Annotated in this window: 28 protein-coding genes; 12 read left to right on the top strand and 16 right to left on the bottom strand. The window is 63.2% G+C overall.

From position 1 onward, the window contains the following. Positions 1–261: 261 nt before the first annotated feature. From C4K39_RS28615 to C4K39_RS28605, 3 genes are all read right to left on the bottom strand, one after another. Positions 262–2,445 carry a TonB-dependent siderophore receptor gene (locus C4K39_RS28615; RefSeq protein ID WP_124348053.1) on the bottom strand — a complete coding sequence of 728 codons (2,184 nt, stop codon included), beginning with the start codon at positions 2,443–2,445 and terminating at the stop codon, positions 262–264. A 230-nt stretch (positions 2,446–2,675) separates the two neighbouring features. Further along, complete coding sequence (locus C4K39_RS28610) at positions 2,676–2,918, bottom strand: Arc family DNA-binding protein (RefSeq protein WP_068582407.1); 243 nt, start codon at positions 2,916–2,918, stop codon at positions 2,676–2,678. Between the two features lie 211 nt (positions 2,919–3,129). Beyond that, on the bottom strand, positions 3,130–4,521 hold the full coding sequence (locus C4K39_RS28605) for an aldehyde dehydrogenase family protein (protein WP_124348052.1): 1,392 nt from the start codon (positions 4,519–4,521) through the stop codon (positions 3,130–3,132). 100 nt (positions 4,522–4,621) lie between these two features. On the opposite strand from C4K39_RS28605, the gene ptrR reads away from it, so the two are divergent. Together ptrR and C4K39_RS28595 are read left to right on the top strand one after the other, a co-directional pair. After that, positions 4,622–5,500, top strand: a complete 879-nt coding sequence (ptrR, locus tag C4K39_RS28600) for a putrescine utilization regulator PtrR (RefSeq protein ID WP_124348051.1) — start codon at positions 4,622–4,624, stop codon at positions 5,498–5,500. 87 nt (positions 5,501–5,587) lie between these two features. Next, a complete protein-coding gene (locus C4K39_RS28595; protein WP_068582416.1) occupies positions 5,588–5,830 on the top strand; it encodes a hypothetical protein in 243 nt (80 codons plus the stop codon). 64 nt (positions 5,831–5,894) lie between these two features. On the opposite strand, the gene C4K39_RS28590 is transcribed toward C4K39_RS28595, so the two are convergent. The 4 genes from C4K39_RS28590 to C4K39_RS28575 form a co-directional block, all read right to left on the bottom strand. Beyond that, the gene (locus C4K39_RS28590; RefSeq protein ID WP_068582419.1) at positions 5,895–6,515 is read right to left on the bottom strand and encodes a LysE family translocator; all 621 of its coding nucleotides are present in this window, start codon (positions 6,513–6,515) and stop codon (positions 5,895–5,897) included. A 109-nt stretch (positions 6,516–6,624) separates the two neighbouring features. Beyond that, positions 6,625–7,308 (bottom strand): hypothetical protein, encoded by a 684-nt coding sequence (locus C4K39_RS28585; RefSeq protein ID WP_124348050.1) that lies wholly within the window; start codon positions 7,306–7,308, stop codon positions 6,625–6,627. Positions 7,309–7,459: 151 nt separating this feature from the next. Then, complete coding sequence (locus C4K39_RS28580) at positions 7,460–8,488, bottom strand: hypothetical protein (protein ID WP_124348049.1); 1,029 nt, start codon at positions 8,486–8,488, stop codon at positions 7,460–7,462. Between the two features lie 104 nt (positions 8,489–8,592). Then, a complete protein-coding gene (locus tag C4K39_RS28575) occupies positions 8,593–9,591 on the bottom strand; it encodes a bile acid:sodium symporter family protein (RefSeq protein WP_068582428.1) in 999 nt (332 codons plus the stop codon). An 87-nt stretch (positions 9,592–9,678) separates the two neighbouring features. On the opposite strand from C4K39_RS28575, the gene C4K39_RS28570 reads away from it, so the two are divergent. The 7 genes from C4K39_RS28570 (at position 9,679) to C4K39_RS28540 (ending at position 15,775) form a co-directional block, all read left to right on the top strand. Then, positions 9,679–10,470, top strand: coding sequence for an AraC family transcriptional regulator (locus C4K39_RS28570; protein WP_124348048.1), 792 nt, complete (start codon positions 9,679–9,681; stop codon positions 10,468–10,470). Between the two features lie 79 nt (positions 10,471–10,549). Continuing rightward, complete coding sequence (locus C4K39_RS28565) at positions 10,550–11,113, top strand: histidine phosphatase family protein (protein ID WP_124348047.1); 564 nt, start codon at positions 10,550–10,552, stop codon at positions 11,111–11,113. 79 nt (positions 11,114–11,192) lie between these two features. Continuing rightward, positions 11,193–11,954, top strand: a complete 762-nt coding sequence (gene cobF, locus C4K39_RS28560; RefSeq protein WP_068582437.1) for a precorrin-6A synthase (deacetylating) — start codon at positions 11,193–11,195, stop codon at positions 11,952–11,954. A 487-nt stretch (positions 11,955–12,441) separates the two neighbouring features. Further along, positions 12,442–13,221 carry an ABC transporter substrate-binding protein gene (locus C4K39_RS28555; RefSeq protein ID WP_068582439.1) on the top strand — a complete coding sequence of 260 codons (780 nt, stop codon included), beginning with the start codon at positions 12,442–12,444 and terminating at the stop codon, positions 13,219–13,221. Positions 13,222–13,319: 98 nt separating this feature from the next. Further along, positions 13,320–14,432, top strand: coding sequence for a succinylglutamate desuccinylase/aspartoacylase family protein (locus tag C4K39_RS28550; protein WP_124348046.1), 1,113 nt, complete (start codon positions 13,320–13,322; stop codon positions 14,430–14,432). A gap of 92 nt (positions 14,433–14,524) precedes the next feature. Beyond that, complete coding sequence (locus tag C4K39_RS28545; protein ID WP_124348045.1) at positions 14,525–14,932, top strand: hypothetical protein; 408 nt, start codon at positions 14,525–14,527, stop codon at positions 14,930–14,932. 126 nt (positions 14,933–15,058) lie between these two features. Then, positions 15,059–15,775: an alpha/beta hydrolase gene (locus C4K39_RS28540; protein ID WP_124348044.1), complete on the top strand. Its 717-nt coding sequence runs from the start codon at positions 15,059–15,061 to the stop codon at positions 15,773–15,775. Positions 15,776–15,781: 6 nt separating this feature from the next. Here C4K39_RS28540 and C4K39_RS28535 read toward each other — a convergent pair whose 3' ends face one another. From C4K39_RS28535 to C4K39_RS28510, 6 genes are all read right to left on the bottom strand, one after another. Continuing rightward, complete coding sequence (locus C4K39_RS28535; protein WP_068582452.1) at positions 15,782–16,360, bottom strand: DcrB/PsbP domain-containing protein; 579 nt, start codon at positions 16,358–16,360, stop codon at positions 15,782–15,784. 108 nt (positions 16,361–16,468) lie between these two features. After that, positions 16,469–18,271: a B12-binding domain-containing radical SAM protein gene (locus C4K39_RS28530; protein WP_068582455.1), complete on the bottom strand. Its 1,803-nt coding sequence runs from the start codon at positions 18,269–18,271 to the stop codon at positions 16,469–16,471. Between the two features lie 30 nt (positions 18,272–18,301). Continuing rightward, complete coding sequence (gene yddG / locus C4K39_RS28525) at positions 18,302–19,213, bottom strand: aromatic amino acid exporter YddG (RefSeq protein WP_068582458.1); 912 nt, start codon at positions 19,211–19,213, stop codon at positions 18,302–18,304. A gap of 66 nt (positions 19,214–19,279) precedes the next feature. Then, positions 19,280–20,086: a helix-turn-helix domain-containing protein gene (locus tag C4K39_RS28520; RefSeq protein WP_225926508.1), complete on the bottom strand. Its 807-nt coding sequence runs from the start codon at positions 20,084–20,086 to the stop codon at positions 19,280–19,282. A gap of 94 nt (positions 20,087–20,180) precedes the next feature. Then, entirely contained in the window at positions 20,181–20,966 is a 786-nt protein-coding gene (locus C4K39_RS28515; protein ID WP_124348043.1) for a hypothetical protein, read from the bottom strand. 200 nt (positions 20,967–21,166) lie between these two features. Then, positions 21,167–21,628: a thiol-disulfide oxidoreductase DCC family protein gene (locus tag C4K39_RS28510; RefSeq protein ID WP_068582470.1), complete on the bottom strand. Its 462-nt coding sequence runs from the start codon at positions 21,626–21,628 to the stop codon at positions 21,167–21,169. 149 nt (positions 21,629–21,777) lie between these two features. Here C4K39_RS28510 and C4K39_RS28505 point away from each other — a divergent pair, with 149 nt between their 5' ends. Then, on the top strand, positions 21,778–23,091 hold the full coding sequence (locus C4K39_RS28505; RefSeq protein WP_068582472.1) for an Nramp family divalent metal transporter: 1,314 nt from the start codon (positions 21,778–21,780) through the stop codon (positions 23,089–23,091). 164 nt (positions 23,092–23,255) lie between these two features. Here C4K39_RS28505 and C4K39_RS28500 read toward each other — a convergent pair whose 3' ends face one another. After that, positions 23,256–24,188, bottom strand: coding sequence for a LysR family transcriptional regulator (locus C4K39_RS28500; RefSeq protein WP_124348042.1), 933 nt, complete (start codon positions 24,186–24,188; stop codon positions 23,256–23,258). Between the two features lie 112 nt (positions 24,189–24,300). Here C4K39_RS28500 and C4K39_RS28495 point away from each other — a divergent pair, with 112 nt between their 5' ends. Beyond that, the gene (locus tag C4K39_RS28495; protein ID WP_068582479.1) at positions 24,301–24,804 is read left to right on the top strand and encodes a DMT family transporter; all 504 of its coding nucleotides are present in this window, start codon (positions 24,301–24,303) and stop codon (positions 24,802–24,804) included. A 2-nt stretch (positions 24,805–24,806) separates the two neighbouring features. Beyond that, positions 24,807–25,259, top strand: coding sequence for a DMT family transporter (locus C4K39_RS28490; RefSeq protein WP_068582482.1), 453 nt, complete (start codon positions 24,807–24,809; stop codon positions 25,257–25,259). Between the two features lie 4 nt (positions 25,260–25,263). Here the strand turns inward: C4K39_RS28490 and C4K39_RS28485 are convergent, their stop codons facing one another. Continuing rightward, positions 25,264–25,671 carry a heme-binding protein gene (locus C4K39_RS28485; RefSeq protein WP_124348041.1) on the bottom strand — a complete coding sequence of 136 codons (408 nt, stop codon included), beginning with the start codon at positions 25,669–25,671 and terminating at the stop codon, positions 25,264–25,266. A gap of 17 nt (positions 25,672–25,688) precedes the next feature. Then, entirely contained in the window at positions 25,689–26,909 is a 1,221-nt protein-coding gene (glcF, locus tag C4K39_RS28480) for a glycolate oxidase subunit GlcF (RefSeq protein ID WP_124348040.1), read from the bottom strand. Between the last annotated feature and the right edge of the window lie 2 nt (positions 26,910–26,911).

Raw genomic sequence — 26,911 nt, 5'->3', positions numbered from 1 at the left:
GAGTTGCCCATATCCTAACTGCATGAATGTGGTGCCGGTCGTGCAGATTGGAGATGGCCTTATCGCGAGGGCAGATGGCGGCCAAGGCTTCGTGTAGGCGCTGGCGCAGGCTGCGTACGCCTCGGGACGAGGCGTAGGGCCGGTAAATCGTGTCGCCTGGGTTTGCGGGCGCTGCGCGCCCGGTCGCAGTCTCGCGGGCTCGGCAGCGGCTACAGGTGTTTTGTGTGGCCGCTGGCGCAGGCTTTGGGACGAGGCGCGGAGTCAGAAGTTGATCGAGGCGCTCAGGCGGGCGGTCAGCGGTGCGCCCTGGAACAGGTAGTCGTCGCCCAGGTATTCGCCGACGTCACGCCAGTAGCGCTTGTCGAACAGGTTGTCCACGGTCAGGCGGAACACCGTGTCGTAACCATCGATGCGGGTGCTGTAGCGGCTGCCGATGTTGAAGATCGCGTAGCTGCCGGCGCTGACGTTGCCCGTGCGGTCGGCGTACTTGCTGGCGCTGTATTGCATTCCGCCCAGCAGGGCCAGGCCGTCGAGCCAGGGCAGGGCGTAGTCGCCCTGGAGGCTGGCTCGCAGGCGTGGCACGTTGAGGGCCTGGTGGCCTTCGTAGGCCGGGGTGCCGGTGCCTTCGACCCGCGCGCGAATCGCCGCGACGCTGGCGGCGACCTGCAGGCGCTGGGTGGCCCAGCCATTGGCCGAGAGCTCCAGGCCGGTGTTCTTCTGCTGGCCTTGCTGGATGTAGGTGAACTGGCCATTGCCGTCCGGGCGTGCGTACTGGTAGGCCTGGCGCATCTGGAACAACGCGGCGGTGAAGCTCATGCGCTGCCAGTCGTACTTGATCCCGGTCTCGATCTGCCGTGACACGGTGGGGGCCAGGATTTCGAATTTATTAGTGGTAATGAACCAGGGGGCCTGCCCGCCCAGGGACAGGCCCTTGCCGTACTGGGTGTAGAGCGACAGGTTGGCCATCGGCTTGTAGATCAGCGCCGCCTGGGGCAGGAACATATAGCGCTGGGTGTGGCGATCCGTGCCACTCAGGGTGTTGGAGGCTTTTTCATCCAGGCGTACTTCTCTACCACCCAGGACGGTTTGCCATTGCTCGTTGAAACTGATGCGATCACTGAGGAAGAGCCCATACTGGCGGCTGTCCAGGCGTCGATGTGAGTCACCGAGCGGGCCGTTGTAGCGAGAGAAATCAGCCGGTTCGCTATCGATATTGCCATCGCCGATGGGGTGCATCACCTGATCGCGATTGTTCACTACCCGCCTGAACGCACTGGTGCCCAGACTCAGCTCATGGCCCAGTCCTCCTGCATCGAAGCGACCACTGAGCACTGCCTGCACTTCGTCGTTGCGTCGGGTGTCGTCGGGGCTGCGGAAATCGTAGATGTCGTAGTTGCCCTCAGGGCTGAAGTAGTTGCCATTGTCATTGATGCAGCCGGTGGTGCAGCCACCCCACGCAAACGAGCTGTAGTCATCGATCACCACCCGGCTACGCGAGGCGCTCAGGTTGCCCTTCCAGTCATCGTTGAAGCGGTACTCGAAGTTGCCGCTGATGTTCAACGATTCGTTGGTCACCGGCTTCGAGCCGCTCTGGTGGGCCAGCAGCTTCTTCGGCGAGGCGTGGTGCGGCAGGGCCGTACCGCCCAGCAACTGGTAGCCGGGGGCCGAGCGCTGCTCCTTGTTCTGGTATTCGATGTCCAGTTGCAGCAGGGCGTTGGGGCTGATGTTCCAGTCGAAAGCCAGGGAGGCGAAATCCCGTTGGCCATTGGCGTGTTCGACATAGGAGTGCAGGTCTTCGTGGGCCAGGTTGGCCCGCAGGCCGAACTGCTGCTCGCTGCCAAACCAGCCGCCGACATCGGTGGCCAGGTAGCCGCTACCGCGATCATCGGTGGAGACGGTGACCGAGCGAATATCCGTGGGCCGCTTGGTCACGTAGTTGATCAGCCCGCCGGGCTCGCTGACCCCGCTCTGCAAGCCGGACAGGCCCTTGAGCACCTCGACCCGCTGCTTGTTTTCCAGGGCCACGTTCTGCTCGCCGGTGATGGTCCGGCCATTGATCTTGTAGCTGCTGGCGGCATTCAGCGAGAAGCCACGCACCTCGAAATTCTCGTAGTAGCCCACGGGGGCGTAGCTCTGGCCCACCGAGGCATCGTTGCGCAGGACTTCACTGAGCAGGCGGGCTTGTTGGTCCTTGATCATGTCCTCGTTGATCACGCTGATGGAGGCCGGGGTATCCAGCAGCGGTGCCTCGTCGAAGCTGGCCACCGAGGCGCTGTCGCTGCGGTAGCCGTAATCCTGGCGGGCGCTCACGGTCTGGGTCGGCAACTCGGTAGCGGCGCTGGCAGCGCCCGCAGTGCCAGCCAGCAGCAGGCCCAGGGCCAGGCGATTGAGGGTCGGCCCGGCAGTGCGTTCTGGCGCCAGGGCTAAGGGGCGGATCGGGGTCATGGACATTCCTTGGGCACGCGCCTGTCCGGTGGCGATACCAGGGCAGTTCCAGGGACCGGCATGCGTGGGGTGCAGACAGGGGCGACAACGGGGTATCGGGCCCGCGCAGGGCGGCACTCGACAGGTGATTTTAGGCAGGCGCCATCATACAAGCTGCGGCGCCGGGGTAAAGGCGGGAGAGCATCAGGAGGCCGGTTTGACGTCAGGCATCGGCCAGGGGCGGCCCGGCGTCATGGTTCATGCCGGTCCTTTTGCAGGGATTCGAGGCGCTTTTCCAGGAACTCGATCCTGTGCAGCAGCAGGGTCACCAGTTGTTCATCGATGTTGCGGATATCGTCGTTGACCAGCGATTTTTCCAGGCGATCGATCAATTCGTGATTCATGCTGCGGTTCTGCTGTTTGGCCATGCGCTTGAGTTGCGTATGCAGTTCGTGGGGAAGGCGAACGATGAACTTCTGTACGGGGGTGCGCATACCAGGCTTCCAGGCGATGGAAAAAGCGCATGATAAAAAAGCACCTGGATGGAGGGATTCAGGAAGATTCTGAAAAACAGCAGGATTGTGCTGGAAGGGCTGTAAGGCGTTTTCTGCACTCCGCCGATGATACCGACCAGGTGTGCCCGAGCCGCCCTTGGGCAGAACGGACCTTGGCAGGTCCGTTCCGGTCGCTGGCCTATTGCTGCGCTCAGCGACGATCCAGCCATACCGTCTGGGCGTTGCAGAATTCGCGCACGCCGAAGTGCGAGAGTTCACGACCGAAGCCGCTTTTCTTCACGCCGCCGAAGGTGACCCGAGGGTCGCTGGCGCTGTAGCCGTTGATGAACACGCCGCCGGTTTCCAACTCGTCGGTCATCTGCCGGGCGCGTTCCAGGTCGGCGGTGAAGAGGCTCGCGGTCAGGCCGAAGTCGCTGTCGTTGGCCAGTTCCAGGGCGTGCCGGGCGTCACGGGCGGTGATGATCGAGGCCACCGGGCCGAACAGCTCCTCTTTGAACGAGGTCATCTGGTCGGTAACGTCGGCCAGCACCGTGGGCAGGTAATAGTTGCCGGCGCCCGCTTGCTTGTCACCCCCCAGCAGCAGGGTGGCACCTTCGGCCAGGGTCGCCTGGACCTGCTGGTGCAATTCATCGCGCAGGTCGAAGCGGGCCATGGGGCCGATATAGGTGTCGTTGGCCAATGGGTCGCCCATCACCAGGGCGCGGGTGGCTTCGACGAAACGGCGGGTGAATTCCTCCACCACGCCTTGCTCGACGATCAGGCGCTTGGCAGCGGCGCAGACCTGCCCGGTGTTCTGGTAGCGACCGACTACCGCCGCCTTGACCGCTTCGTCCAGGTCGGCGTCGTCGAGCACGATCAAGGGGTCGGAACCGCCCAGTTCCAACACGCATTTCTTCAGCGCGGCGCCGGCCTGGGCACCGATGGCGATGCCGGCGCGCACGCTGCCGGTCAGGGTCACGGCGGCGATACGGCGATCGGCGGTGGCCCGGGATACGCCGTCCGGGGTGACGTTGATCAGCTCGAAGACGCCTTCAGCAAAGCCGGCCTGGTGCATGGCCTCCAGCAACAGGTGGGCACTGCCCATGACGTTTGGCGCGTGCTTGAGCACGTAGGTGTTGCCCGCCAGCAGCGTCGGTACGGCGCCACGCAGCACCTGCCAGATCGGGAAGTTCCATGGCATCACTGCCAGGATCGGCCCCAGCGGCCGGTACTCGATACGCGCTTTGTCGTTCTCCACCAGGGTCGCTTCCGGGGCGAGCATGGCCGGGCCGTGCTCGGCGTACCACAGGCACAACTGGGCGCATTTCTCGATTTCGCCCCGGGCCTGGGGCACCGGCTTGCCCATTTCCCGGGTGATCATGCGGGCCAGGGCCTCGCTGTTGTCGCGCAGGACCTGGGCCAGGGCAACCAGGCGCCCGGCACGCTCGCTGATGTCCTGGCGCTTCCATTGAGCGAAGCTGCGGCTGGCGCGCTCCAGGGCGGCATCCAGCTCGGATTCGGACTGGTAAGGGTAGGCGCCGATCTGCTCGCCGGTGGCGGGGTTGATCGACAGGGCGTGGGTATGGCTGGAAACAGAGGTCATGGCACCGTCCTGCAAGGTGGGAATGGCGGCAGGTTACGGGGCTGATTGTTTTCTGAAAACTGAATAATATTGAGCAAGTCGTTCACGATTGGAGAATGAAATGGACCTGGTCCAGCTGGAGATTTTCAAGGCCGTTGCCGAGCAGGGCAGCATCAGCGTTGCGGCGCAGTTGATCCATCGGGTGCCGTCGAACCTGACCACGCGCATCAAGCAGCTGGAGCAGGATTTGGGCGTGGAGCTGTTCATCCGCGAAAAGAGCCGGATGCGCCTGTCGCCCGCCGGCTGGAACTTCCTCGACTATGCCCGGCGCATCCTCGACCTGGTGGCCGAGGCGCGCCTGACCGTGGCCGGCGAAGAGCCCCAGGGCCCTTTTGCCCTGGGCTCCCTGGAGAGCACGGCAGCGGTGCGCATCCCGGCCCTGCTGGCGGCCTATAACCAGCAATACGCCAAGGTCGAACTGGACCTGTCCACCGGTCCTTCGGGGACCATGATCGAAGGGGTCTTGTCCGGCCGATTGGTGGCCGCGTTCGTCGATGGCCCGGTGCGCCATCCGACCCTGGAAGGGCTGCCGGTGTTCGAGGAGGAAATGGTCCTGATCGCGCCCCTGGGCCATGCGCCCATCACCCGGGCGCAGGAGGTCAACGGTGAAAGCATCTACGCCTTTCGCGCCAACTGCTCCTATCGTCATCACTTCGAAAGCTGGTTCACCCAGGACTCTGCGGTGCCGGGCAAGATCCACGAGATGGAGTCCTACCACGGCATGCTGGCGTGCGTCAGTGCCGGTGCCGGGTTGGCGCTAATGCCCCGCAGCATGCTGGAAAGCATGCCCGGCTGCGCCACGGTGAGTGTCTGGCCGTTGTCCCCGCGCTTTCGTTTCCTGCGCACCTGGCTGGTCTGGCGGCGCGGCACCGTGTCCCAGAGCTTGAGCAGTTTTGTGAAGTTGCTGGAGGAGCGGGGGGCCGTGCTGGCTGAGGGATAAATGGGCCTGTCCGGCCATCGCTCGATGGCTGCGTCGGTGCGATTTGTGTAGGCTCTCGGCCTTTTGCCTCGCACCTGGAGATGAGTCATGACCGATCAGCTTTGCCTTGTGTTCGTGCCAGCGTTGGTGGCGGTGCTGCTGAATGCCGAGACCACCAAGGGCATGCCCCTGACCGAAGCCGAAGTGCTGGAGATTCGTGATAGCGCCGCCTGTATCGCGTTGCCGGTGGAGGTAGCACTGAGCATGGAAAACGAGCGGGGCTATCGCGATCTGGTGGCCGAGGACTGCTGGGCGCAATGGCAGCAGTATCGGCGCGAAAACCAAGCCTGAGCGGCCGTCTCGGCGTGCCTGCGGTGGGTTTCGAGAGCGCCAGGCAGTGGCTGGGAGCGGTTTCTCAGCGCCTGCTCAGGGCCAGGCGAGCTGCGAATAGCACGAAGATCATGCCGGTGGTGCGATCCATCCACTGAATCACCTTTTCCCGTCGCAACACCCCGCTCAGGGAGCGAGTGGCGCCAATCAGCAGCAGTGACCAGATCAGCCCGAGCATCACATGGATGCTCACCAGGGCGAAGGTCCAGGCCACCAGCGGCTGCCCCTGGGGAATGAACTGCGGCAGAAAGGACACATAGAAAATCCCCACCTTGGGATTGAGCACATTGCCCAGCATGCCCTTGAGAAACCAGTTGGCACCGGGCTTGGCGTCGGTGCCTGCGGGGGCAAAGGTGCGGCGCGGGCGCAGCAGCATGTTCAGCCCCAGCCAGGCCAGGTAGGCGGCGCCGCAGTACTTGAGCAGATTGAAGGCCAGCTCCGACACCGCAATCAAGGCGCCCAGGCCGAAGGCCACCGCCGCGCCCCACAACAGGCAGCCGGCATTGATCCCCAACGCTGCGCGCAGCGCCTGTTGCTTGCCTTCCACCGTGGCGGTGCGCAGCACCAGGGCGGTATCCAGGCCCGGGGTCAGGGTCAGCAGGGTGGCGGCCAGGGTGAAGGCCAGGAGATTTTCGGTGATGGGCATGGGCAGGGCTTCAGGGACGGGATGGCGAACATTAGCACAGCCGTGGAGTGTCAATCTGCTCCAGGGGTGCCCGTGATAGACCGCTGCCGTTGGTGCTCTGGAGCGAGCCTCAGGCCTTGCACCTGACCAGTGCCAGATACACCCCGGCCTCTTTTCCCGATTCGATGTAATGGGCGCCTTCCAGATCGGCGACCTGAACCGGCTCCATCGCCAGTTCCAGCTCGGGGGTGCCCTTGTAACGGTCAGCGTGATCGCTCAGTGCATGCCTGAAGGCTTGGAGAAAGGCCTCACGGTTGGCGAACTCGGCGTAGACATAGTTGCCTTGTTGGTCGCTGTAGAAGCGCGAGTAGGTCAGCAGCACAATGCCCCAGCGTTCGATGTGTTCGTCAGGGGAGGTGTGGGGAATTGGCTTGATCAGGTCCCCGCGAATTTGCCGAATCTTGTCATACGCATTCTTGTTGTTGTGTATCACCTTGAATTCGATGGCGGTGGAGGGCTGTTCGCCGTAGCTGTCCTCGACCCAGATATCCACCTTGCGTCGCTCGGCGGCGATCAGCCAGCGAGGGACGTTGCTGCGCGGCGGTTGGTCGGAGCAGGGGCGGTAGTCTTCGCGTTCATCGAACTGGCCGCCGAGGCCGAAGTGGTCGCGATTGATGTCCAGCAACGCCGCCGATTCCAGGCTCAGCCACAGCTCGGGAGCGACGGCTACGACGATGGATTTGAGGATGCGCTGGCGTTCTTCCTGTTGCAGGTGAGTCAGCAGCAGTTCGGTGAAGCGAGGAACAAAGGACATGGGATCTCCGTATCAGGTCCAAAAAGGGGGCAGGGTGATCTGTAGGAGCGAGCGTGCTCGTGATGCTGCCAAAGTACCGCATGCTCCCTGTGGGTGAGCGCTATCGTTGATGCCCTACGCGAGCCTGCTAGCTCCTGCGAAAGGGCTGCGGTCAAAACGGGCCGCCGGGTTGCGGGATGCCCAGTTGCAGTTGCCGGGCTTCGATCTGTTTGTCCACGGTGTGTTTGCCACTGAGCAGATTGAGGTACTGCATGCCGGGCGGCAATTGGTTGTCGATCAGTGTCAGTACATCCAGCTCTGGCGTCCTGATGATGCGCAGGTCAGTGATGTTCGAGGTTTTCAGGCCGCTGAGTTCTCCCAGGGTCTTGAGGTTGATCAGGCTCATCTTGCGCAACTGCGGTGCCCCGCCAAGGTCCAGCCGGCTCAACTGCGCCTGATCCTCGATCTTCAGCACGTCAAGCTGTGGAAAACTGTCCAGGTCCAGACGGTTGAGGCCACGCACGCGCCTGATCTCCAGCTCCCTGACGTAGGGACTATGCAGCTCGGGCATCTGCTCACGGCTGCTGAAGGCCACCGACAGACTGCGCAGGCCGCTCATGTCGGCGACCATCCCCAGGGTTGTCTTGGCCGGCAGGCGATGCAGGCTCAGGGCGCTGATGCTCGGACACTGGCGCAGAATCTCCAGACCATGACCCTTTGGGTTGATGTGCAGACAGTGCAATTCGAGCATACGGGCAATCGGCGCCAGATCGATGGCTGGACCCTGCTCCAGGGAGAGCCGCAGGCTGTGCAGGCGTTCGAGGTTGGGCAGGGCCAGAAGCCCGGGCATATCGGCCCGGAAGACTTCCAGGGCAAGCTCCCTGAGTTGGTGCAGGCTGCCAATGGCCTGGAAATGGTCCAGGGTTTCGAGGCCGTCCAGGCTCAATGAGTGGACGTTGGGCAGGGCGAGCAAGGTCCGGCCATCAAAACCTCTGCTCGAATAGTGGTTGTAGAAACGCACGGTGATGCGCTCGCCATAACGTGCGCAGAGGGCATCGATCTGTTCCAGCAGTTGGCAATCGTATTGTTCGACGCTGTGCCACTGGATGATGACCCGGACTCGCGGATCGGCCTCCAGTCGGGCACCGACCTGCAGGCGCAGGTTAGCCTGGGTTGGCGCCTTGACTCGATGGGGAAACATCAGCGGTCCTTGGTGATTTTCGCCGCCGCATCATGCCATTGCGTGATCTTCACCGCCACGCACGTGCAGCCCCAGCCCGTTGCCGAGCCGCCTTGCAGCGCGGGCTACGGGTCGACCTGGCCCATCAGTTCGACCACCGACTCCGGGCGCTTGGCGTAGCGCTGGGCCAGTACCGCACAGACCATCAACTGGATCTGATGGAACAGCATCAACGGCAGGATCAACACGCCCATGGTACTGCCGGCGAACAGCACCTGGGCCATGGGCACGCCGGTGGCCAGGCTCTTCTTCGAGCCGCAGAACAAGATGGTGATGCGGTCTGGCTGGTCGAAGCCCAGCAGCTTGCCCAGGAAGCTGGAGGCCAGCAATACCAGGCCCAGCAGGATGCAGCAGGCCACTACCAGGCCGGCCAGGTCCCATAGCGGTATCTGCTGCCAGATGCCTTCGTTCACCGCCTCGCTGAATGCACCGTAGACCACCAGCAGGATCGAGCCCTGGTCGACGAACTTCAGCCAGTTCTTGTTGCGTCCTACCCAGGCACCGATCCAGCGCCGGGCGACCTGCCCGGCAATGAACGGCAGCAGCAGTTGCACGCTGATCTTGATGATCGCGTCCAGGGTCGAGCCACTATCGCCATGCACGTTGAGCAGCAGGGTCACCAGCAGTGGGGTGAGGAAGATCCCGAACAGGCTCGAGGCCGCGGCGCTGCAGATGGCCGCCGGGATATTGCCCCGGGCCAGGGAGGTGAAGGCGATCGCCGATTGCACCGTGGCCGGCAGGGCGCACAGGTAGAGCATGCCCAGGTACAAATCCTTGCCCACCAGGGGTGACAGCAACGGCTTGAGGGCCAGCCCCAGCAACGGGAACAGTACGAAGGTCAGGCCGAAAACCAGCAAGTGCAGGCGCCAGTGGCCGGCTCCGGCGATGATCGCCTCGCGCGACAGCTTGGCGCCGTGAAGAAAGAACAACAGGCCAATGGCGATGTTGGTCAGCCAACCGAAGCCCACTGCCACCTGGCCGCTGGCAGGCAGGAAGCTGGCCAGCAGAACCACGCCGATCAGGGTCAGGGTAAAGTTGTCGGGCAAAAGACGAGAGCGGGTCATGAGCGTGATCATCCGGGGGGTTGCCAAGAGCGATGGGGCGACTCTAACGTGACTGCCATCTACCGACTAACGCCAACGAGCCAGTTAATGCCGCCTAAAGGACATGAAAAGATCGTACGGCGCAGTATTCCCGGTCTTCCGAGCTTGCCGCGACCGGTGTACGGGCGTACCGAATCCCTGCCCAATCGGGCCCTGACCCGGCGCCATAGCCATCCCTGGGTGCAGTTGTCCTATGCGATTGCCGGGGTGCTGGAGATCCAGACCAGCGGCGGGCGTTTCATCGCACCGCCGCAGCGGGCCGTGTGGATTCCCGCTGGAGTGCCGCACCGGGTGTTCAGTTCGCCGAGCACCGAAATGCGCAGCCTGTACCTGGATTGCAGCGTCACCACCTGGGCTGCCACCGAGAGTTGCCAGGTGCTGGCGGTCAGCGACCTGCTGCGCGAGCTGATCCGTGCCTTCAGCGAGTTGCCGGTGGAGTACGTCCGGGACAGCGCCGACGGTCGCCTGGTCCAGGTGCTGCTGGATCAACTGGCCGCCGCACCGCAGCTGGACCTGATGCTGCCATTGCCCCATGACGTGCGCTTGCGCTCGATCTACCGCAGCCTGCAGGCCCATCCGGAGCAACAGACCACCCTGGGGCAGTGGGGCGAGAAGCTTGGGGTGACCGAGAAGACCCTCAGTCGATTGTTCCTCAAGGATACCGGGCTGACCTTTCGCGCCTGGCGCCAGCGCCTGCGCTTGCTGAGCGCCCTGACGCCGCTGGAGCAGGGCGAGCGGGTCACCGATGTCGCGCTGGCTTGCGGCTACGATTCGACTTCGGCCTTCATTGCTGCGTTTCGCCAGCAATTCGACACGACCCCGGGGGAGTTCTTCCGCTGACCGGGGGCCTTTGCCAGCCGAGCGTCTTGTGGTGCCGGCTGGTGTAGGATCTGCCCTCTTCAACACTGGAGCGCTTGCCGTGCAGGCTACCCGTCTGACCCTGATCTGCCATGCCCGCACCGTTGCACAGAAGCTGGCGCGTTTTCCCGTGGACGAGCCCTTGGAGCTGGATTGGCAAGCCCAGGCGCTGAGCCGGGCGGCCGAGATCGGGCCGGGTACCCGGGTGCTGTGCGGCCCGGAACTGCGCACCCGGCAGAGCGCCGCGTTGTTCAGTGCCGACTGCGTGGTCGAGCAGGCCTTGCGCGATTGCGCCTGTGGCGCCTGGCAGGGCCTGTCGATCGATGAGGTGCAGGCGCAGCAGCCAGAGGCCTTGCAGGCCTGGCTGGCAGACCCGCAATGGGCACCGCCCGGCGGCGAGTCGGTGGCCCAGTTGTGCCAGCGCACGGCGCATTGGCTGGAGGACATGGCACAACGCCCCGGGCGCTGGCTGGCCGTAACCCATCCGCTGGTGTTGCGCGCGGTGTTGCTCACCGTCCTGCAGGCGCCCTTGTGCAGTTTCAACCTGATCGATGTCGAACCGCTGTCGCGGCTCGACCTGAGCCACGCCGGGCGCTGGCGCCTGCGCCTGGATCGCCGGTCGTGACGATTCGCCTGCCGGCATTTCCCATGATGTCCAGGCAGCCCATACTTGCCCATTGGCACAGCAGCGAGAGCTCCCTCAGATGAAAACCCTCCTGGTGATCGGCATCGGCGCCGGCAACCCTGACTACATCACGATCCAGGCGATCAAGGCACTGAACCGTTGCGATGTGGTGTTCCTGATGGACAAGGGGCCGAGCAAGGACTCGCTGATCGATCTGCGCCGCCAGTTGTGCGAGCGCTATATCACCGAGCGGCCTTATCGTTTCGTCGAAGCCCAGACCCCGGAGCGCCAGCGTGGCGATGTGGACTACCAGGCCAGTGTCCAGGCCCTCAATCGCGACAAGCAGCAGGTCTTCGAACGCCTGATCAACCAGGAACTGGCAGAGGGGCAAACCGGGGCATTCCTGGCCTGGGGCGATCCGGCGCTGTACGACAGCACCTTGCGCATCCTGCAGCAGATCCTGGCCAGCGGCGCGGCGCACTTCGAATACCAGGTCATCCCCGGGATCACCAGCGTCCAGGCCCTGGCCGCGCAGCACAAGGTGCCGTTGAACCGCATCGGCCGTTCACTGGAAATCACCACCGGACGCCGCCTGGCCGCAGGGCAGGGCGGGGATGCCGATACCCAGGTGGTGATGCTCGATGCCGAGGATTCCTATCGGCAACTGCGCAGCCAGGACCTGGACATCTATTGGGGGGCCTACCTGGGGACGGCGGATGAAATCCTCATCAGCGGTCGTCTCGACGATGTGGCCGATGAGATCCGCCGGGTCCGCCTCGAAGCCCGCCAGGCCCACGGCTGGATCATGGACACCTACCTGCTGCGCAAGCCCGAGGACTGAGCTGCAGCCTCAGGTCTATCGCGTGCGGCTCGTACCGCCTGTTGTAGCCGCTGCCGAGCGGGCGAGGCAGCGCCCGTGAAACCGGACGACGGGCTCTGGCAGGCGCACCGCGGATGCAGGTTTGGCGGCTCGTGCCGAGCCGTGCGCAGCCTGCGGCAGCGGCGACACGAGGCGAAGAGGCTCGCCCGCGAAAAAGGGCGACGTGGGGCTTCACGTTCACCGTGGAGGCAGGTTGGCTGGCGGGTGTCGGCCCTGCATTCGCGGCCAGGCAGATGCATCGTTTACGGGCGGATATGCAGCGTTGCACAGATCGGCGCACCACCCTGGGGCAGGGAAAACCGACCTGGATCAAGGCTGCGTTATTTATGTAAGTATTTGTCGCATAAACACAATTTGCATCCCGGGAGCCACTCTAGACTGCTGGCCACTTCGATTTGCCCACAATCGAATTCTGCCAACAAGAAACCTCCACCCCCTGGAGTTATAAATGAACAAGTTTGTGCTGTTCGGTGCCCTGGCACTGTCGCTGTTTTCCTTCACCGCTTCGGCCGACGAGGCCAAGCCGATCCGCATCGGTATCGAAGCCGGTTACCCACCCTTCTCGATGAAGACCCCCGACGGCAAGCTCACCGGTTTCGACGTGGACCTGGGCAACGCCCTGTGCGAGCAGATGAAAGCCAAGTGCACCTGGGTCGAGCAGGAGTTCGACGGCCTGATCCCGGCGTTGAAGGTGAAGAAGATCGACGCCATCCTGTCGTCCATGACCATCACCGACGATCGCAAGAAGAACGTCGATTTCACCATCAAGTACTACCACACCCCGGCCCGCTTCGTGATGAAGGCCGGTACCACCATCAAGGACCCGCTGACCGAGCTCAAGGGCAAGAAGGTCGGCGTGCTGCGTGCCAGTACCCACGACCGTTTCGCGACCGAAGTCCTGATGCCGGCCGGGATCGACCTGGTGCGCTACGGCTCCCAGCAGGAGGCCAACCTGGACATGGTGTCCGGTCGCGTCGACGCATTGCTGGCGGACTCGGTCAACCTCGACGACGGTTTCCTCAAGACCGACGCCGGCAAGGGCTTCGCCTTCGTCGGGCCTGAGTACAACGATCCGAAGTACTTCGGTGGCGGCGCCGGCATCGCCGTGCGCAAGGGCGACAAGGAGCTGGCGGAGAAATTCAACACCGCCATCACCGAGATCCGCGCCAACGGCAAGTACAAAGAGGTGCAGGACAAGTACTTCGATTTCGACGTCTACGGCGAATAATCCGCTGGCATGAAAAAAGGTGGCGACCGGATTCCGGTCGCCACCTTTTTTATGCACCACTGTTTTATCCTGCGCCACGCCTTTTTTCCGGAGCCATCATGCAACGCATCGACCACTCCCTGCCCTGGGGTCACTTGGGCACGTCGCGCCAGCTCAGCGTCTTTCGCTTCGGCAGCGGCCCGCGCAAGGTGTACATCCAGGCCAGCCTGCATGCCGATGAGCTGCCCGGCATGCGCACCGCCTGGGAACTCAAGCAGCGCCTGGGCGAGCTGGAGCGTGATGGCCGCCTGCAATGCACCGTCGAGCTGGTGCCCGTGGCCAACCCCATCGGCCTCGACCAGCAGGTGCAGGGCAGTCACCTGGGGCGCTTCGAGCTGGGCAGCGGCAAGAACTTCAACCGAGCCTTCGTCGAACTCAGTGGTCCGGTGGGCGACCTGGTCGGCAAGCAACTGGGAGACGATGCCGAAGCCAACATCGTCCTGATCCGTCGCGCCATGGTCCAGGTGCTGGACGAGCTGCCCGCCCCGGCCTCGCAGCTGGAGGCCCTGCATCGCCTGTTGCTGCGCCACGCCTGCGATGCCGATATCACCCTTGATTTGCACTGTGATTTCGAAGCGGCGATCCACCTCTACGCCTTGCCCCAGCACTGGCCCCAGTGGCGCTCCCTGGCCGCGCGGCTCAAGGCCGGCGTAGCGCTGTTGTGCGAAGACTCCGGCGGCAGCTCGTTCGATGAGTCCTGCTCATCGCCCTGGCTGCGCCTGGCTCGGGACTACCCTCGGGCAGCCATTCCCCCGGCCAACCTGGCGACCACCCTGGAACTGGGCAGCATGGGCGACACCCGGGTGCCGCAGGCCCGGGCCAATTGCGAAGCCATCCTGGGCTTTCTCGCCGAACAGGGGCTGATCGATGGCGACTGGCCGACGGCGCCGCAGGACTGCTGCGAGGGCATGTCGTTCGAGGGCACCGAGTACCTGTTCGCCCCGCACCATGGCGTAGTCAGCTTCCTGCGTGAAGCCGGGGAGTGGGTCGAGCGCGGCGACGCCTTGTTCGAGGTGGTGGATCCGTTGAGCGACCAGGCCAGTATTGTCCGGGCCGGCACCAGCGGCGTGCTGTTCGCCCTGGATCGTGGGCGCTACACCCAGCCCGGGATCTGGCTGGCCAAGGTCGCCGGCCGCGAACCCATTCGCCATGGCAAGCTGGTCAACGACTGACCCGGCATTGCCCACCGCGAAGCGCCCACTGCCGATCTTGCCGTGGGCCTTTCACCCACCGGCCGGTTCTTGCGGCCCACAAGGCTTGCGCCATGTTTCGATTGTCCCTGTGCATCCGCCTGTTGTTCACCCTGTGCCTGTTGGCGGCGACCTTCAATCATCTGCACGCGGCCTTCGCCCACGGCCTGCTTTGGGACTATGGCTACGGCAGCGATACGCCCCTGGCCAGCCGGGCCTTCTGGGGGTCGCTGACGCTGTTCGATCCGCTGGCGGTACTGCTGTTGTGGTTGCGCCCACGCTGGGGGCTGGCGCTGACCCTGGCGATCATCGTGCTGGACGTCCTGCACAACAGCGTCTATGTCGCCGCACACGACCAGTGGCTGGCGAGTTTCTACCTGTCCCAGGTGGGGTTCCTGGTGCTGGTGCTGCTGCTTGCGCCGCTGGCTTGGCGTGGGCTGGCCGACACCTGGCAGGCCAGGTTCTGGCGCTTGCATCACTGAAGCGGGGCGGGCCTGCCTGGCAAGGGATGTCCAATCCCGGGGTTCATCCCGGGCCTGCGGGGCTGCTGCCGCCAGACGGGCAGTGCTAGGCTCTGGCCGTTGATTTTTTCAAGCAAGGAGCCGTCCATGATTCGTTGTCTGGCGTTGCTGGCCCTGTTGGCCGCGCCTTTTGTGCAGGCCGATACGGCGTTGCACGATGACTTGCCACTGCGCTATCTGGAGCAGACCCCGGCAGGCACCCATGATCAGCCGTTGGTGATCTTCCTGCATGGCTATGGCAGCAACGAGGCCGACCTGTTCGGGTTGTACGAGCGCCTGCCGGCGACCTACACCTATCTCTCCGCCCGCGCGCCGCAGACCCTCGATGAGGACAGCTTCCAATGGTTCCGGCGCAAGGGGCAGGGCCCTTATGACGGCGTCAGCGAAGACCTGGCCAGCAGCGCCGGGTTGATCGAGCAATTTGTTCGTGCGGCAGCGGCCAAGTACCACACCGAACCTGGGAAGGTGGTGCTGGTGGGGTTCAGCCAGGGAGCCGTGATGGCTTATGAGGTCGGGTTGCGCCACCCGCAATCGGTACGCGGTATCGCGGCCCTGAGCGGGAAGATCCTGCCGCAACTGGCTTCACAGCTCAAAGGCAGTGCGCAGCTGCAACGCCTGGGGATCTTCATCGGCCATGGCACCAATGACCAGCGCTTGCCCTACAGCGATGGGGCCGAGGCCAACCGCCTGTTGCAGGGGTTGGCGCTGGAGCCGCAGTTCCATGCCTATCCGGGGATGGGGCACAGCATCAGCGAAGTGGAGATCCAGGACCTGGACCGCTGGTTGCGGGGGCTGACCCCCTAAGCTGGGTCATTGACCAAGAATCTGCTTCATCAAGGCCGCATGACCGGCCTTGTCGGCGGCCCGGGAAATGACCTGGATCACCGCCATGCGCGAGCCGGAACCGGCAATCAGGGTCGAGTTCAGGGTCAGCCCCCCGCCCTGGGTCGCGGTACTGTCGATCTGGCGTACCCCGAGTCCCTTGAGGGTCATGCTCTTTTCCGCCTGCTTGCTGAAATCCGGCAAGGCCTGGGCTTGCTGCGAGAGAAAACCGCTGACCGCGTCATCCAGGAACGCCGTGTCGTTGTCCTTGACCTGGGCTCCGTTGGGAATGCGGTTCTGCGCCGCGATCACCACGGTGCGGGTTGTGTCATTGGCGTACAGCGTACCGCTGGCGCCACCGGTGCCCTTGGCTTCATCGCCCACCGGCAGGGTCGCGGCGCTGAAGCCCTTGGGCAGGCTGAAGGCCAGCTTGCCGTCGAGCAAGGCGACTTTTTCGCCCGCAGCCTGCTTGGCCGTGGATTTGCCCGCGGCCACGGCATTCAGCGTACCGAGGCTTGCCACGGCGGCAAACACCAGGACCAGGGCTTTTCTAGCTAGGGATGACATGCACAACCTCCGGGCATCAGGATTGAAGGCGCGCATCATCCCATGCCGGTTACAGGCTGCTCCAGAGGGATTTTTCTTGTCGGATCAGTGGGGCAGAGGGTGTTGTGCTTATGCGTCTACTGGCCAGGTGCCGCGGCGGACCATCTCTCTCACCCGATTTGCGCCGTTGGCCCGGACCAAAAGCTCCAGCCTGGCTTTTTCGATGTCCTCGGCACTCCATTGTTCGGTAGCCATGGTGGCTTTTTCGTGAGACCAGCCATTGTCATAGTGGCGCACTACAAATTGCTGCTGGTATTCCCACATCTCGGTGCCAGGAATAGGCGTGACGATAAATGGGTTGGCGTATGCCATGCCAGCTCCCATCAATCTGACTGCATAGTCGGTGGTTCTTTCGATCAACTCCAGGCTTTCTATGAACGGCTTGGCGCCAGGTACGGTTGGTGGGTTCACGAACCCCAGCATGAACCCTCCGGTTACCTGGATGCCATGTTCGGTGAATATCTCGATGATTTCGAAGGTGGCATGCTGTATCGCGTTGAAACGTGATTTGTTGGAGTTGACCAAGCTATCTTCGTTAGCACTTTCTACCGCCAGGTAGACGCTGTAACAGCCGTTTTCAGCAATCGAGCGAATGAACTCTCGAGCGGTCAGACCGCCTTTGATTGCCGCGATCACATTACGGTACTGAGGGCTTTTCAACTCCTTGTCATCTAGTTCTGCGAGGAAGCGTTCTCCTTGATGCAGGAGTATCAGGTTGAACAGACTTAACCCGCCTTCCTCGACCCAGGGCAAGTCATGTTTCTTCAACAAACGTCCCACTTCCATTGCATACAAGGGATCGTGCATCAGATGATCGTCTTCAATCAGTACTTCGGTGACACCCTGGTTGACTAGGTCTGTTAAATGCAGGTCAAACCAATCCAGGCCCAGCGCTCGCCATGGGCCATTGACTTTAGGGATGTAGCAGAAGTTGCAGTTCACGTTACAGCCGATGGTGGAAAAAATCTGGGCCCAGGCTCCGTGTTTGCGTACCCGTGCTCCTGAAGAGTGATAAGGCTGCAGGTAGTGATTCATGTCCAGGAAGGTAAAGTCCGGTAACGGCATCACACCCAGTCGCTCACTCAGTTCCTGGCGGTTGGGCACGATGCTCAAATAACTGGACTTGCGTGATGGTCGGATCAGTTGGTTCTGCGAACCCCGGTAGGCCACCCCGGGAACACCACAGACATCGGCTCCGGGATGACTCAGGGCGTCGAGTAACAAAGTGAAGGCACGATCGGCTTCATTGATAAGGACAAAGTCGAATACCGAATCCAGCAGGGCGTTTTGCCAGTCGCCACTGGAGTGGGCACCTCCTGTTACTAGTATCAGGTTTGGATCGATGGATTTGGCGAGGTCAGCCAACGCTCTAGCGTTGCCCCATTGCACTGTGTAGTTGCACTGGATACCAATAATGTCAGGTTGGGCTGTTTCGATGATTTTACGTATCTGCTCGTCAGTCAGTCCGTAGCGCAGCAGGTGGCCTTGATCCAAATCTACCAAGCGTGATTCCTGCTCCCAGCCGGCGAAAGGGGAGTCGATAATCTGCACATCGTAACCAGCACGTTTGGCTACTGTAGCGATACGCAACAAGCCTATAGGAGTGCCAGCACGTTTCATTACTTCAAAGGAATGGATGCCAATGTCGGTAAAGGCGCTATTTGCAGGGGCCGGTTCGACCAAGCGTGTGTAGGGCGGCACGAATAACAGCACTCTTGGGGCTTCTCCATGAGCCCGTCGTTGAATAGCGCTATGGCTGGCCGTGCGTGAGGGACCTCCTGTTAATTGGAGAGGCGCTCTTGTAGGAGCCACCGAAAAACTTGGAGTGGCGCGATCAAACCTTGCTATCCCCTCGGAAGCAATCAGGTGCATTTTTCTAGGATTCCTTTCAGGTAGAGAGATTCAAGGGCGTGGCGTGGGCTGGCGAGAGGTGGCTACTACTGCGCCAGCGATAATGAGTGCTGCTGGAATCAGCAGGATCGGTTTGGCATGGACTTGGCCAATCAATATCAGCAGTAACGTCGAGAACAGTGGTGCGAGATAGGACAATGCCCCGAGGCTTGCCAGGTTGCCGTGCTTGGTGGCGTGGTCCCAGGCAAAGAAAGCCAGGCCGACCGGGCCTAACCCAAGTGCGATGATCGCAGCCCATTGGCTGAAGTTGGGGTGGACTGTGACTTCAAGCGCCAGGTGGCATAGCAGGCCTGCCACGGCCACTAAGCCGCAGATCCCGCCAATGATGCTACTGGGGACATTGTTGAAGCGACGGTTGATCACCGAGTAGCTTGACCATACCAAGGCGCAGAGCAACGCGGCTGTATAACCTGCCAGCGGCATGTCGGCGATACTGTTTTGTGACCGTTGTTGCATGATGAATGCCGTACCGGCGAGCCCCAAGAGCGCACCCAGCAGCTGTCGCTGGCGTAGTGTTTGACCGCCAGCAATGCTCGCGAGCAATACGATAAGTAGCGGCCAAAGGTAGGCAATCAGGCTGGCTTCGGCGGGAGGTGCAACTTTGAGAGCAAAAAAATACAGGGCGTGATAGGCGAAGATTCCCAGGAACCCTGTTACCCAGACTTGCCAGGGCTGGCGCCAACCAGCGAATCCGTTCGAACCGCGCAATCCGAGAATCACCAAGCTTGCCAGAAACGCTACGGCAAAACTCAGCGCCAACAGTTCAAAAGGTGGTATGCCGGCGGTGAAGGTGGTGAGTAAGGCCAAGCATGACCAGAGAAATACGGCAATGACGCCAATGGCGGTCGCTGAAGTGGTTGTTCGACTGTCGCTGGTTTTCGAAGAGGTTGTACTTTCTGTCATGCGCCCCGCCCAGTAAGTGTTTCGGAGCGGGGATGATAAAAAGGTGATTGGAGACGGTCTTGGCTTCTACTGCTGGTTATTTGTTCCAGTCTGCATGTTATTGGCCCTGGAGTTCTTTCGAGCGAGTGCAGGCGTCAAGTCATGGCTTTTTTTCAACGCATGATTCAATGCACTCTGGTCGGCGTAGCCTACTCGGTGAGCAATCTCAGTAATTGATAACTGAGTGTCGCGCAGCAGATCCATGGCCAGATTCAAGCGTAGTCGTGTCACGTGGGCAAATGGTGTAGTTCTCAGGTGTTGTTCGAATAACACATATAAGCGCCGTTCACTGGTTCCTGAAGCTCGGGCGATTTCCGAAGCGGTCAAATGACTATCGAGATGGTTCTCTATATGCGTCAATGCCCTGGCCAGGGTGAACTGCCCATGGTCGGGGACACTACTGTGAGGTTGCACCAGAGATGACATCAGCAATGTGCTCCAAGCTTGAGACACTTCTGATGAGCTAGTCAGTAGGGGGACACTACGGGACGCGTAGTCTAGCAAGTGACGAATTTCCGGTCTTACCGGGAAGAAGCTTTTCTCGTTCAGTCTCTTGATGGTTTCTGCTTCGCTTTTTTGTGTGTAACTAGAGGGAAGCGGTACATCTAGAACCAGGAAGGTGTTGCAAGTATTGGAAGAAAAGGCATGAGGAGTGCCGGCCGGAATAATCACTCCCTGGCTCCAATCAACCTTGCCACCTCTTCCGTCGACTTCAATTTCCATCGAACCAGACTGAGGCAGGACTATCTGATGGTAGTCGTGATCATGCAGTTCGACCTGACCCGAATAAGATCGCAAGGCCAGTGCAGCCTTTTGTATATCCGTATTGCTCATTAGGCTCTTCCATAAGACAAGGTAGGCATGATGCATGAGGGAATGAGCGCGATGCCAGTCTCCAGGCAGTGGAGTCTATGGGTATTTTCCTGTGTTACTCAGTGGAGTTCGCAGGCTTGCGCTCCTTCGTGTTGAGTGCCAGTAATCTCTTGCTGAATGCCAGCACCAGCATCGACACCACCACGCCCAGCACGAATGCCCAGAGCCCCAGGTCAGGCAGGGTGGTCGCCAGCACCAGGCAGAATGCCGCGAAGGCATACAAGCCGGTGCTCAACGAGCGCAGCAGCACGGTGGTGAAGGCTGCCCCGTGGCTTTGATGGGAGAACACCGCCAGTACGCTGCCCAGCACCGGGAATACGGCCAGCATGCCGCTCCAGCGTTCCCCGACGGTGCTGGCCATCAGGGTGACGGCCAAGGTCAGCAGGGCGCCCGCCAGCATGCGATACACCAGCCTGTCGGACTTGCCTGCGGCCGGGGCTGGCACGCTCCGTACCCTGGGGAACACCCAAGGGGCCAACACCAGGGCACTGATAGAGCACAAGAGGGAGAACCCCAGGGAGGCCGGCACCTGGGCGATGAGCGTTGCCAGAATCAGCCAGACCAGGGTGGCGATGCACAAGGCCCCGGGCCAGGCCAGCGTGCGGGCGGCGTGGGTATAGGCCACGCTGAAGGCGATCATGGCGAACACGGCTGACAGTGCAGCCACGGCGGCCTGGGTGGCGAACGCCTGGCCTTGTTCCAGGGCCAGGAACAGCAGGATAGGGCCCACCACCACCGGAAAGCCTGCCAGCCAGCCCGCGACATTCGGCCCCCAGCGCCGGCTGGCCAGGGAGATCAGCAGCAGGAAGGCGGGAACCGTGAGCAGTTTCAACAGCAGCATGGACACGCTCGGCAGGTGAGGGGGCTCCACGCTAGCACTTTCCGAACGCCCTGGCGCAGTTCAATCAGGTAGCCGCTGCTGATCTGGCTAGGCAGCGCCCGCAAGCGGAAGACGGGTTCTGGCAGGCATATCACGGATGCAGGTTTGGCGACTCGTGCCGAGCCTGCGGCAGCGGCTACACGAAGCGCTGGCGTGGCAGGTCAAGGCGTATCGTCGAGAAAGCGCCCGCGGTGGTCGGGGCTGGGCAGCAGGCAGACGTCGTAGCGGCCGAACCAGCGATAGCGGTGGCGGGCGATGTAGCTGTAGCTCCAGTCGCGCAGGGGGCGGGGAACCCAGTGCAGCAGGCGCAGCCAGCGCCAGGGTCGAGGTAGTTGGGCCATCAGCCGGATAAAGGCGTCGGAGCGCAGTGACAGGCGTCGACCCTCGATCAGCACCACGCTGTCGAACTGTTCGGTGGACAACCCGGCCCACGCCAGCAGGGCCTGGCCCTGGGGCGACTGCACCGAGGCCAGGCGGATCCGCCGTTCGGTGTCATGGGCGATGACGAAGCGCACCGAGGCGTTGCACAGCTTGCACACGCCATCGAACAGCAGCACTCGCTCGCCAGGTTGCAGGAAGGGCGGCAGGGCATCGCCTGCCCGAGTTGTTGCGGAGTCAGCCACGGAGAAAACCTTGCAAGGGTGGAACGACGTCCGGCCCGGGCCGGAACCTGCGCAGCATACTCGCCTTGGCCGATGAATTTCAGGCTTGGGCGGTCGCGGCGAAACCTCTAAGCTGGGCACCTGCTTCAAGCCGCCGTGGAATCCCCCTTGTGAAATTCAGCCTGCCGAAAATCGCCACCGCTCCTTTCTGTCCGCCGGAAGTGGCCGGTTCCGTCACCGTCGACCCCCGTGCCTCGCTGTTCAAGCGCCTGCTGCGTTTTGCCGGTCCCGGGTTGCTGATTTCCATCGGCTACATGGACCCGGGCAACTGGGCCACGGCCATCGAGGCCGGTTCGCGCTATGGCTACAGCCTGCTGTTCGTGGTGCTGCTGGCGAGCCTGGCAGGCATGGTGGTGCAGTGCCTGTGTTCGCGCCTGGGCATCGCCACCGGACGTGACCTGGCGCAGCTCTGCCGCGAGCGCTACAGCCCACGTTCGGCGCGGGTCCAGTGGTTGCTGGCAGAGGTCTCGATCATCGCCACCGACCTGGCCGAAGTGCTGGGCTGCGCCCTGGCTTTCCACCTCTTGCTGGGAGTCTCGTTGAGTACGGGGATCGTCATTACCGCCTTCGATACCTTGCTGGTACTGGCTTTGCAGAACCGTGGTTTTCGCCGGTTGGAAGCGATCATGCTGGCGCTGGTGGCGACCATCGGCGTGTGCTTCTTCATCGAATTGTTGCTGATCAAGCCCCACTGGCCGGACGTGGCCCGGGGCTTCACCCCGTCGCTGGCGGCCATCAGCGATGCCGCGCCGCTGTACCTGGCAATCGGCATCCTCGGTGCCACGGTGATGCCGCACAACCTGTACCTGCATACCTCGGTGGTCCAGACCCGGCTAGTGGGCAAGGACCTTGCCAGCCGCAGCGATGCGATCCGCCTGGCGCGCATCGATACCATCGGCTCCCTGGCCCTGGCGCTGCTGGTGAACGCGGCGATCCTGATCCTCGCCGCCGCGGCCTTCCACAACACCGGGCACAGCGACGTGGTGGAGATCCAGGATGCCTACCACCTGCTCGATCCGCTGGTGGGCGGGGCCCTGGCCAGCGTGCTGTTCGGCGTGGCACTGCTGGCCTCCGGGCAGAGCTCGACCTTCACCGGGACCATCGCCGGCCAGGTGATCATGGAGGGTTACCTGAACCTGCGGATTCCCTGCTGGCAGCGCCGCCTGATCACCCGCGGCCTGGCGTTGATCCCGGCGTTCATCGGCGTCTGGCTGCTGGGCGACGGCGCCGTGGGCAAGCTGCTGGTGCTGAGCCAGGTGGTGCTCAGCCTGCAATTGCCGTTCGCCCTGTACCCGTTGATCCGCATGACCAACGACCCGCGCCTGATGGGCGTCTTCGTCAACCGCTGGCCGACCCGCTGGCTGGCCTGGAGCCTGTTCGCCGTGATCAGCGCAGCCAATGCCTGGCTCATAGCTAGCCTTTAGCGGCAAGCTTCAAGCCAGAGCCAGAGCCAGAGCCAGAGCCAGAGCCAGAGCCAAAGCCAAAGCCAAAGCCAAAGCCAAAGCCAAAGCCAGAGCGCCCAAGCAAAGGCTGATCACGTCCGTCTTTCAACTTGCCGCTTGCAGCTTGCAGCTTGAAGCTGATCGCGCTAGCGATCCCAATACGGTATTGGCCCGAATGTCTCGACGAAGAAGTCGATCACCGTGCGGACCTTCACCGACAGGCGCCGGCTGCCCGGCCACAGGGCGGCGATCTGTTGCGGTTCGAGGCTGGTGGCCACTTCGAAATCCTCGAACAGCGCCACCAGCCGGCCCTGGTGCAGGGCCTCGCCGATCAGCCAGGAAGGAAACATCACCAGCCCCAGGCCTTGTTCGGCGGCCTGGGTCAGGGTGTCGGCGTGGTTGCCGGTCAGTGGGCCCGTGACGCTGTAGGGCGTCCAGGGCTCCTGGCCCTGGCGGAAGAACCAGCGTTGCTGGCCGCTTTCGCCCTTGTAGGCCAGGCATTGGTGCTGGTGCAGCTGGTCGGGGTGCTGGGGGTGGCCGTGACGGGCCAGGTAGCCCGGGCTGGCGGCGACCCGGTAGCGTTGGGGTGCCAGTAGCCGGGCCTGCATCGAGGAGTCTCCCAGCACGCCGATGCGAAACAGCAGGTCGGTGCCGTCCTGCAACGGGTCGATGTAGCTGTCGGTCTGCTGGATATCCAGTTGCAGCTTGGGGTAGCGCCGGTGCAGTTCGCCCAGCCAGGGCGAGATATGCCGCTGGCCGAACACCACCGGCGCATTGATCCGCACCAGCCCGGTCGGCTCGTCCTGCTGTTCTTGCAGGGCCTGCTCGGCTTCTTCCCATTGCGCCAGCACCCGCCGGGCATGGTGCCCCAACAGGCGCCCGGCTTCGGTGGGGCTGACCGCCCGGGTATGGCGATACAGCAACTGTTGGCCCAGGGCCTGTTCCATCAGCTGGATCTGCCGCGAAATGGAGGAGGGCGCTAGCCCCTCGCGCCGGGCCACGGCAGAGAAACTGCCCTGGTCGAGCACCGCGATGAACAGCCGCAGGGCCTTGAAACCCAGGTCGTTGAAGCCTTGCATGGGGAGTCCTTGCTGTGCGCTTTATGCAAAGGTGTTGTCGGCATGCTCCCATTTATCGCAAAGCACGGGCAACCAATAATGTTCGCCATTCCATGAACCGAACAGGTGCCCCATGTCTTGCGAAACCCTTGACCCAACGCTGCCACCGCCAGTGGCCAGCGCTGTATCCACTGCCGGCTGGCAACGCCTGGCCCTGCTGCCGCTGGTGATCCTGGCCGGCATGGGCCTGTCGGTGGAGGCCGGCTTGCTCGGCCCCCTGGGAGCCCAGGTCGGCCACCTGTGGGCGACCCTGAGCATCTTCGGCGTCGGCGCGGCGTTGCTGGCCTTGCTGTTGCTGTTCAGTGGCCCGCAGCCGGGGCCGGCCTTGAGCCAGCTGCCGCGCTGGCAGTTGCTGGGCGGAGTGCTGGGGCCGATCTACGTGGTGGTGTTGACCCTGGCCACGCCCCATATCGGCATTGCCATGACCATGATCGCGATTCTTTCCGGCCAGGTCGGCAAGAGCGTGCTGATCGACCACTTCGGCTGGTTCGGCAGTGCCCGCAAACCGGTCAACGCCGAGCGTTGGCTGGCCCTGGTGCTGATCGTCGGCGCCCTGATCCTGATTGCCCGAGGTTGAACATGAACCTGATTCTATTGCTGGTGGTCGTGGTGGCCGCAGGTGCGGTGCTCAGTGTGCAGGCGGCGATCAACGGCCGCCTGGGGCAGAGCGTGGGGGTGCTGCGCAGCAGCCTGCTGACCTTCGCCGTCGGTGCCCTGGTCACCTCGCTGCTGATCGTGTTCTTCCAGCCGCCCCAGGCCATGGGCCTGTTGCAGGCGCCCAAGTGGCAGCTCAGCGGCGCGCTGTTCGGCGTGGTGTACATGCTGGTGATGGTCGGCGCGGTGCCCCGGGTCGGGACTGCCGTGGCGACGGTGGCGGTGATCCTCGGGCAGTTGGGCATGGGCATGTTGATCGACCACTTCGGCTGGTTCGGCAACCCGGCCATGGCACTCTCCGGCAACCGTATCCTGGCGATGCTGTGCCTGGCCCTGGCCTTGCTGTTCATGTACCGCAGCAGCCTGCGCCGTAGCTGAGGGCTCAGGAGCCTTCCAGGCAGTTGGCGGCCACTTGCGCCACCTGGGCATCTTCGCCGGAGCGGACGCCGGACACGCCCACCGCGCCGACCACTTGGCCATCCACGCGAATCGGCACGCCGCCTTCCAGGGAGGTCAGCAGCGGCGCTGAGAGAAAGGCGCTGCGCCCGGCATTGACCATGTCTTCGTAGGCCTTGGACTCACGCCGGCCCAGGGCGGCGGTGCGGGCTTTCTCTAAGGCGATGTAGGCACTGATCGGTGCGCAGCCGTCCAGGCGCTCCAGGGCCAGGGGATGGCCGCCATCATCGACCACGGCGATGCTCACCGGCCACTGCTGGCGGTGGGCCTCGGTGCGGGCGGCGGCGAGGATGCGGCTGACGTCGTCTTGGCATAACACGGCTTTGTGGTGCATGGCAGGCTCCAGGGGGTTCAAGGGTTGAGGGCGGCGTCCAGCAGTTCGATCCAGTGGCGTACCGGGGTGCGCCCGGCGCCATCCAGGTGGCTCTGGCAGCCGATGTTGGCCGTAGCGATCACGTCCGGGCTGCCGCTTTCCAGGGCCCGCAGCTTGTCGTCGCGCAGTTGCCGGGCCAGGGCGGGCTGGGTTAGCGAATAGGTGCCGGCCGAGCCGCAGCACAGGTGGCCGTCGGGCACTGAAGTCAGGTTGAAACCCAGGCGTTGCAGCAGGCTTTCCACGGCGCCGCCCAGTTGCTGGGCATGTTGCAGGGTGCAGGGGCAATGGACGGCCAGGCGCTGTCCACTGCGTACTTGCAGCGCTGCCAGAGGTTCGGCCCGCACCACCTCCACCAGGTCCCGGGCCAGGGCGCTGACTTGCTGCGCCTTGGCGGCATAGGCCGGGTCGTCGGCCAGCAGGTGCCCGTAGTCCTTGACGAAGGCGCCGCAGCCGCTGGCGGTCTGGACGATGGCCTCGGCACCTTGTTGCAGGTGCGGCCACCAGGCATCGATGTTGTGCCGGGCCCGTTGGCGGCCGCGCTCCTGGGCATCCAGGTGGTAGTCCACGGCGCCGCAGCACGCAGCCTCGGCCACCGGCTGCACGCTGATGCCCAGGCGATCCAGGACCCGGCTCGCGGCTGCGTTGGTATTGGGCGACAGCCCCGGCTGCACGCAGCCTTCGAGCAGCAGCACGCGCCGTGCGTGGACCCTGTCCGGGCGCACGCCGGCGGCGGGTACCTGGCGCGGCAGTTTGTCTTGCAGGGCCTGGGGCAGCAGTGGGCGCAAGCGGCTGCCGCCCAGCACCAGTGTCTTGAACAGCTGCGGGTTGCCCGCCAGGGCCCGCAAGCCCTGGCGCAGCAGGCGCTGGCCGGCGGGCCGGGGCAGGGCGGCGTCCACCACTGCCCGGCCGATGTCCAGCAGGTTGTGGTACTCGACGCCCGATGGGCAGGTGGTCTCGCAGTTGCGACATGACAGGCAGCGGTCCAGGTGCAACTGCGCCTGATGGGTGACCGCGGCGCCCTCCAGTACCTGCTTGATCAGGTAGATGCGGCCGCGCGGCCCGTCCAGCTCGTCGCCCTGCACCTGGTAGGTGGGGCAGGTGGCGTTGCAGAACCCGCAATGCACGCAGCTGCGCAGGATGCGTTCGGCTTCGGCGGCCCGTGGCAACTGCCGGGCCTCGGGGCTGAGGGTGGTCTGCATGG

The organism is Pseudomonas sessilinigenes, from assembly GCF_003850565.1.
Classification (GTDB): Bacteria; Pseudomonadota; Gammaproteobacteria; order Pseudomonadales; family Pseudomonadaceae; genus Aquipseudomonas; species Aquipseudomonas sessilinigenes.
Note: the sequence above shows the minus strand (reverse complement) of the source record. Positions and strands in the feature narration are given on the sequence as shown.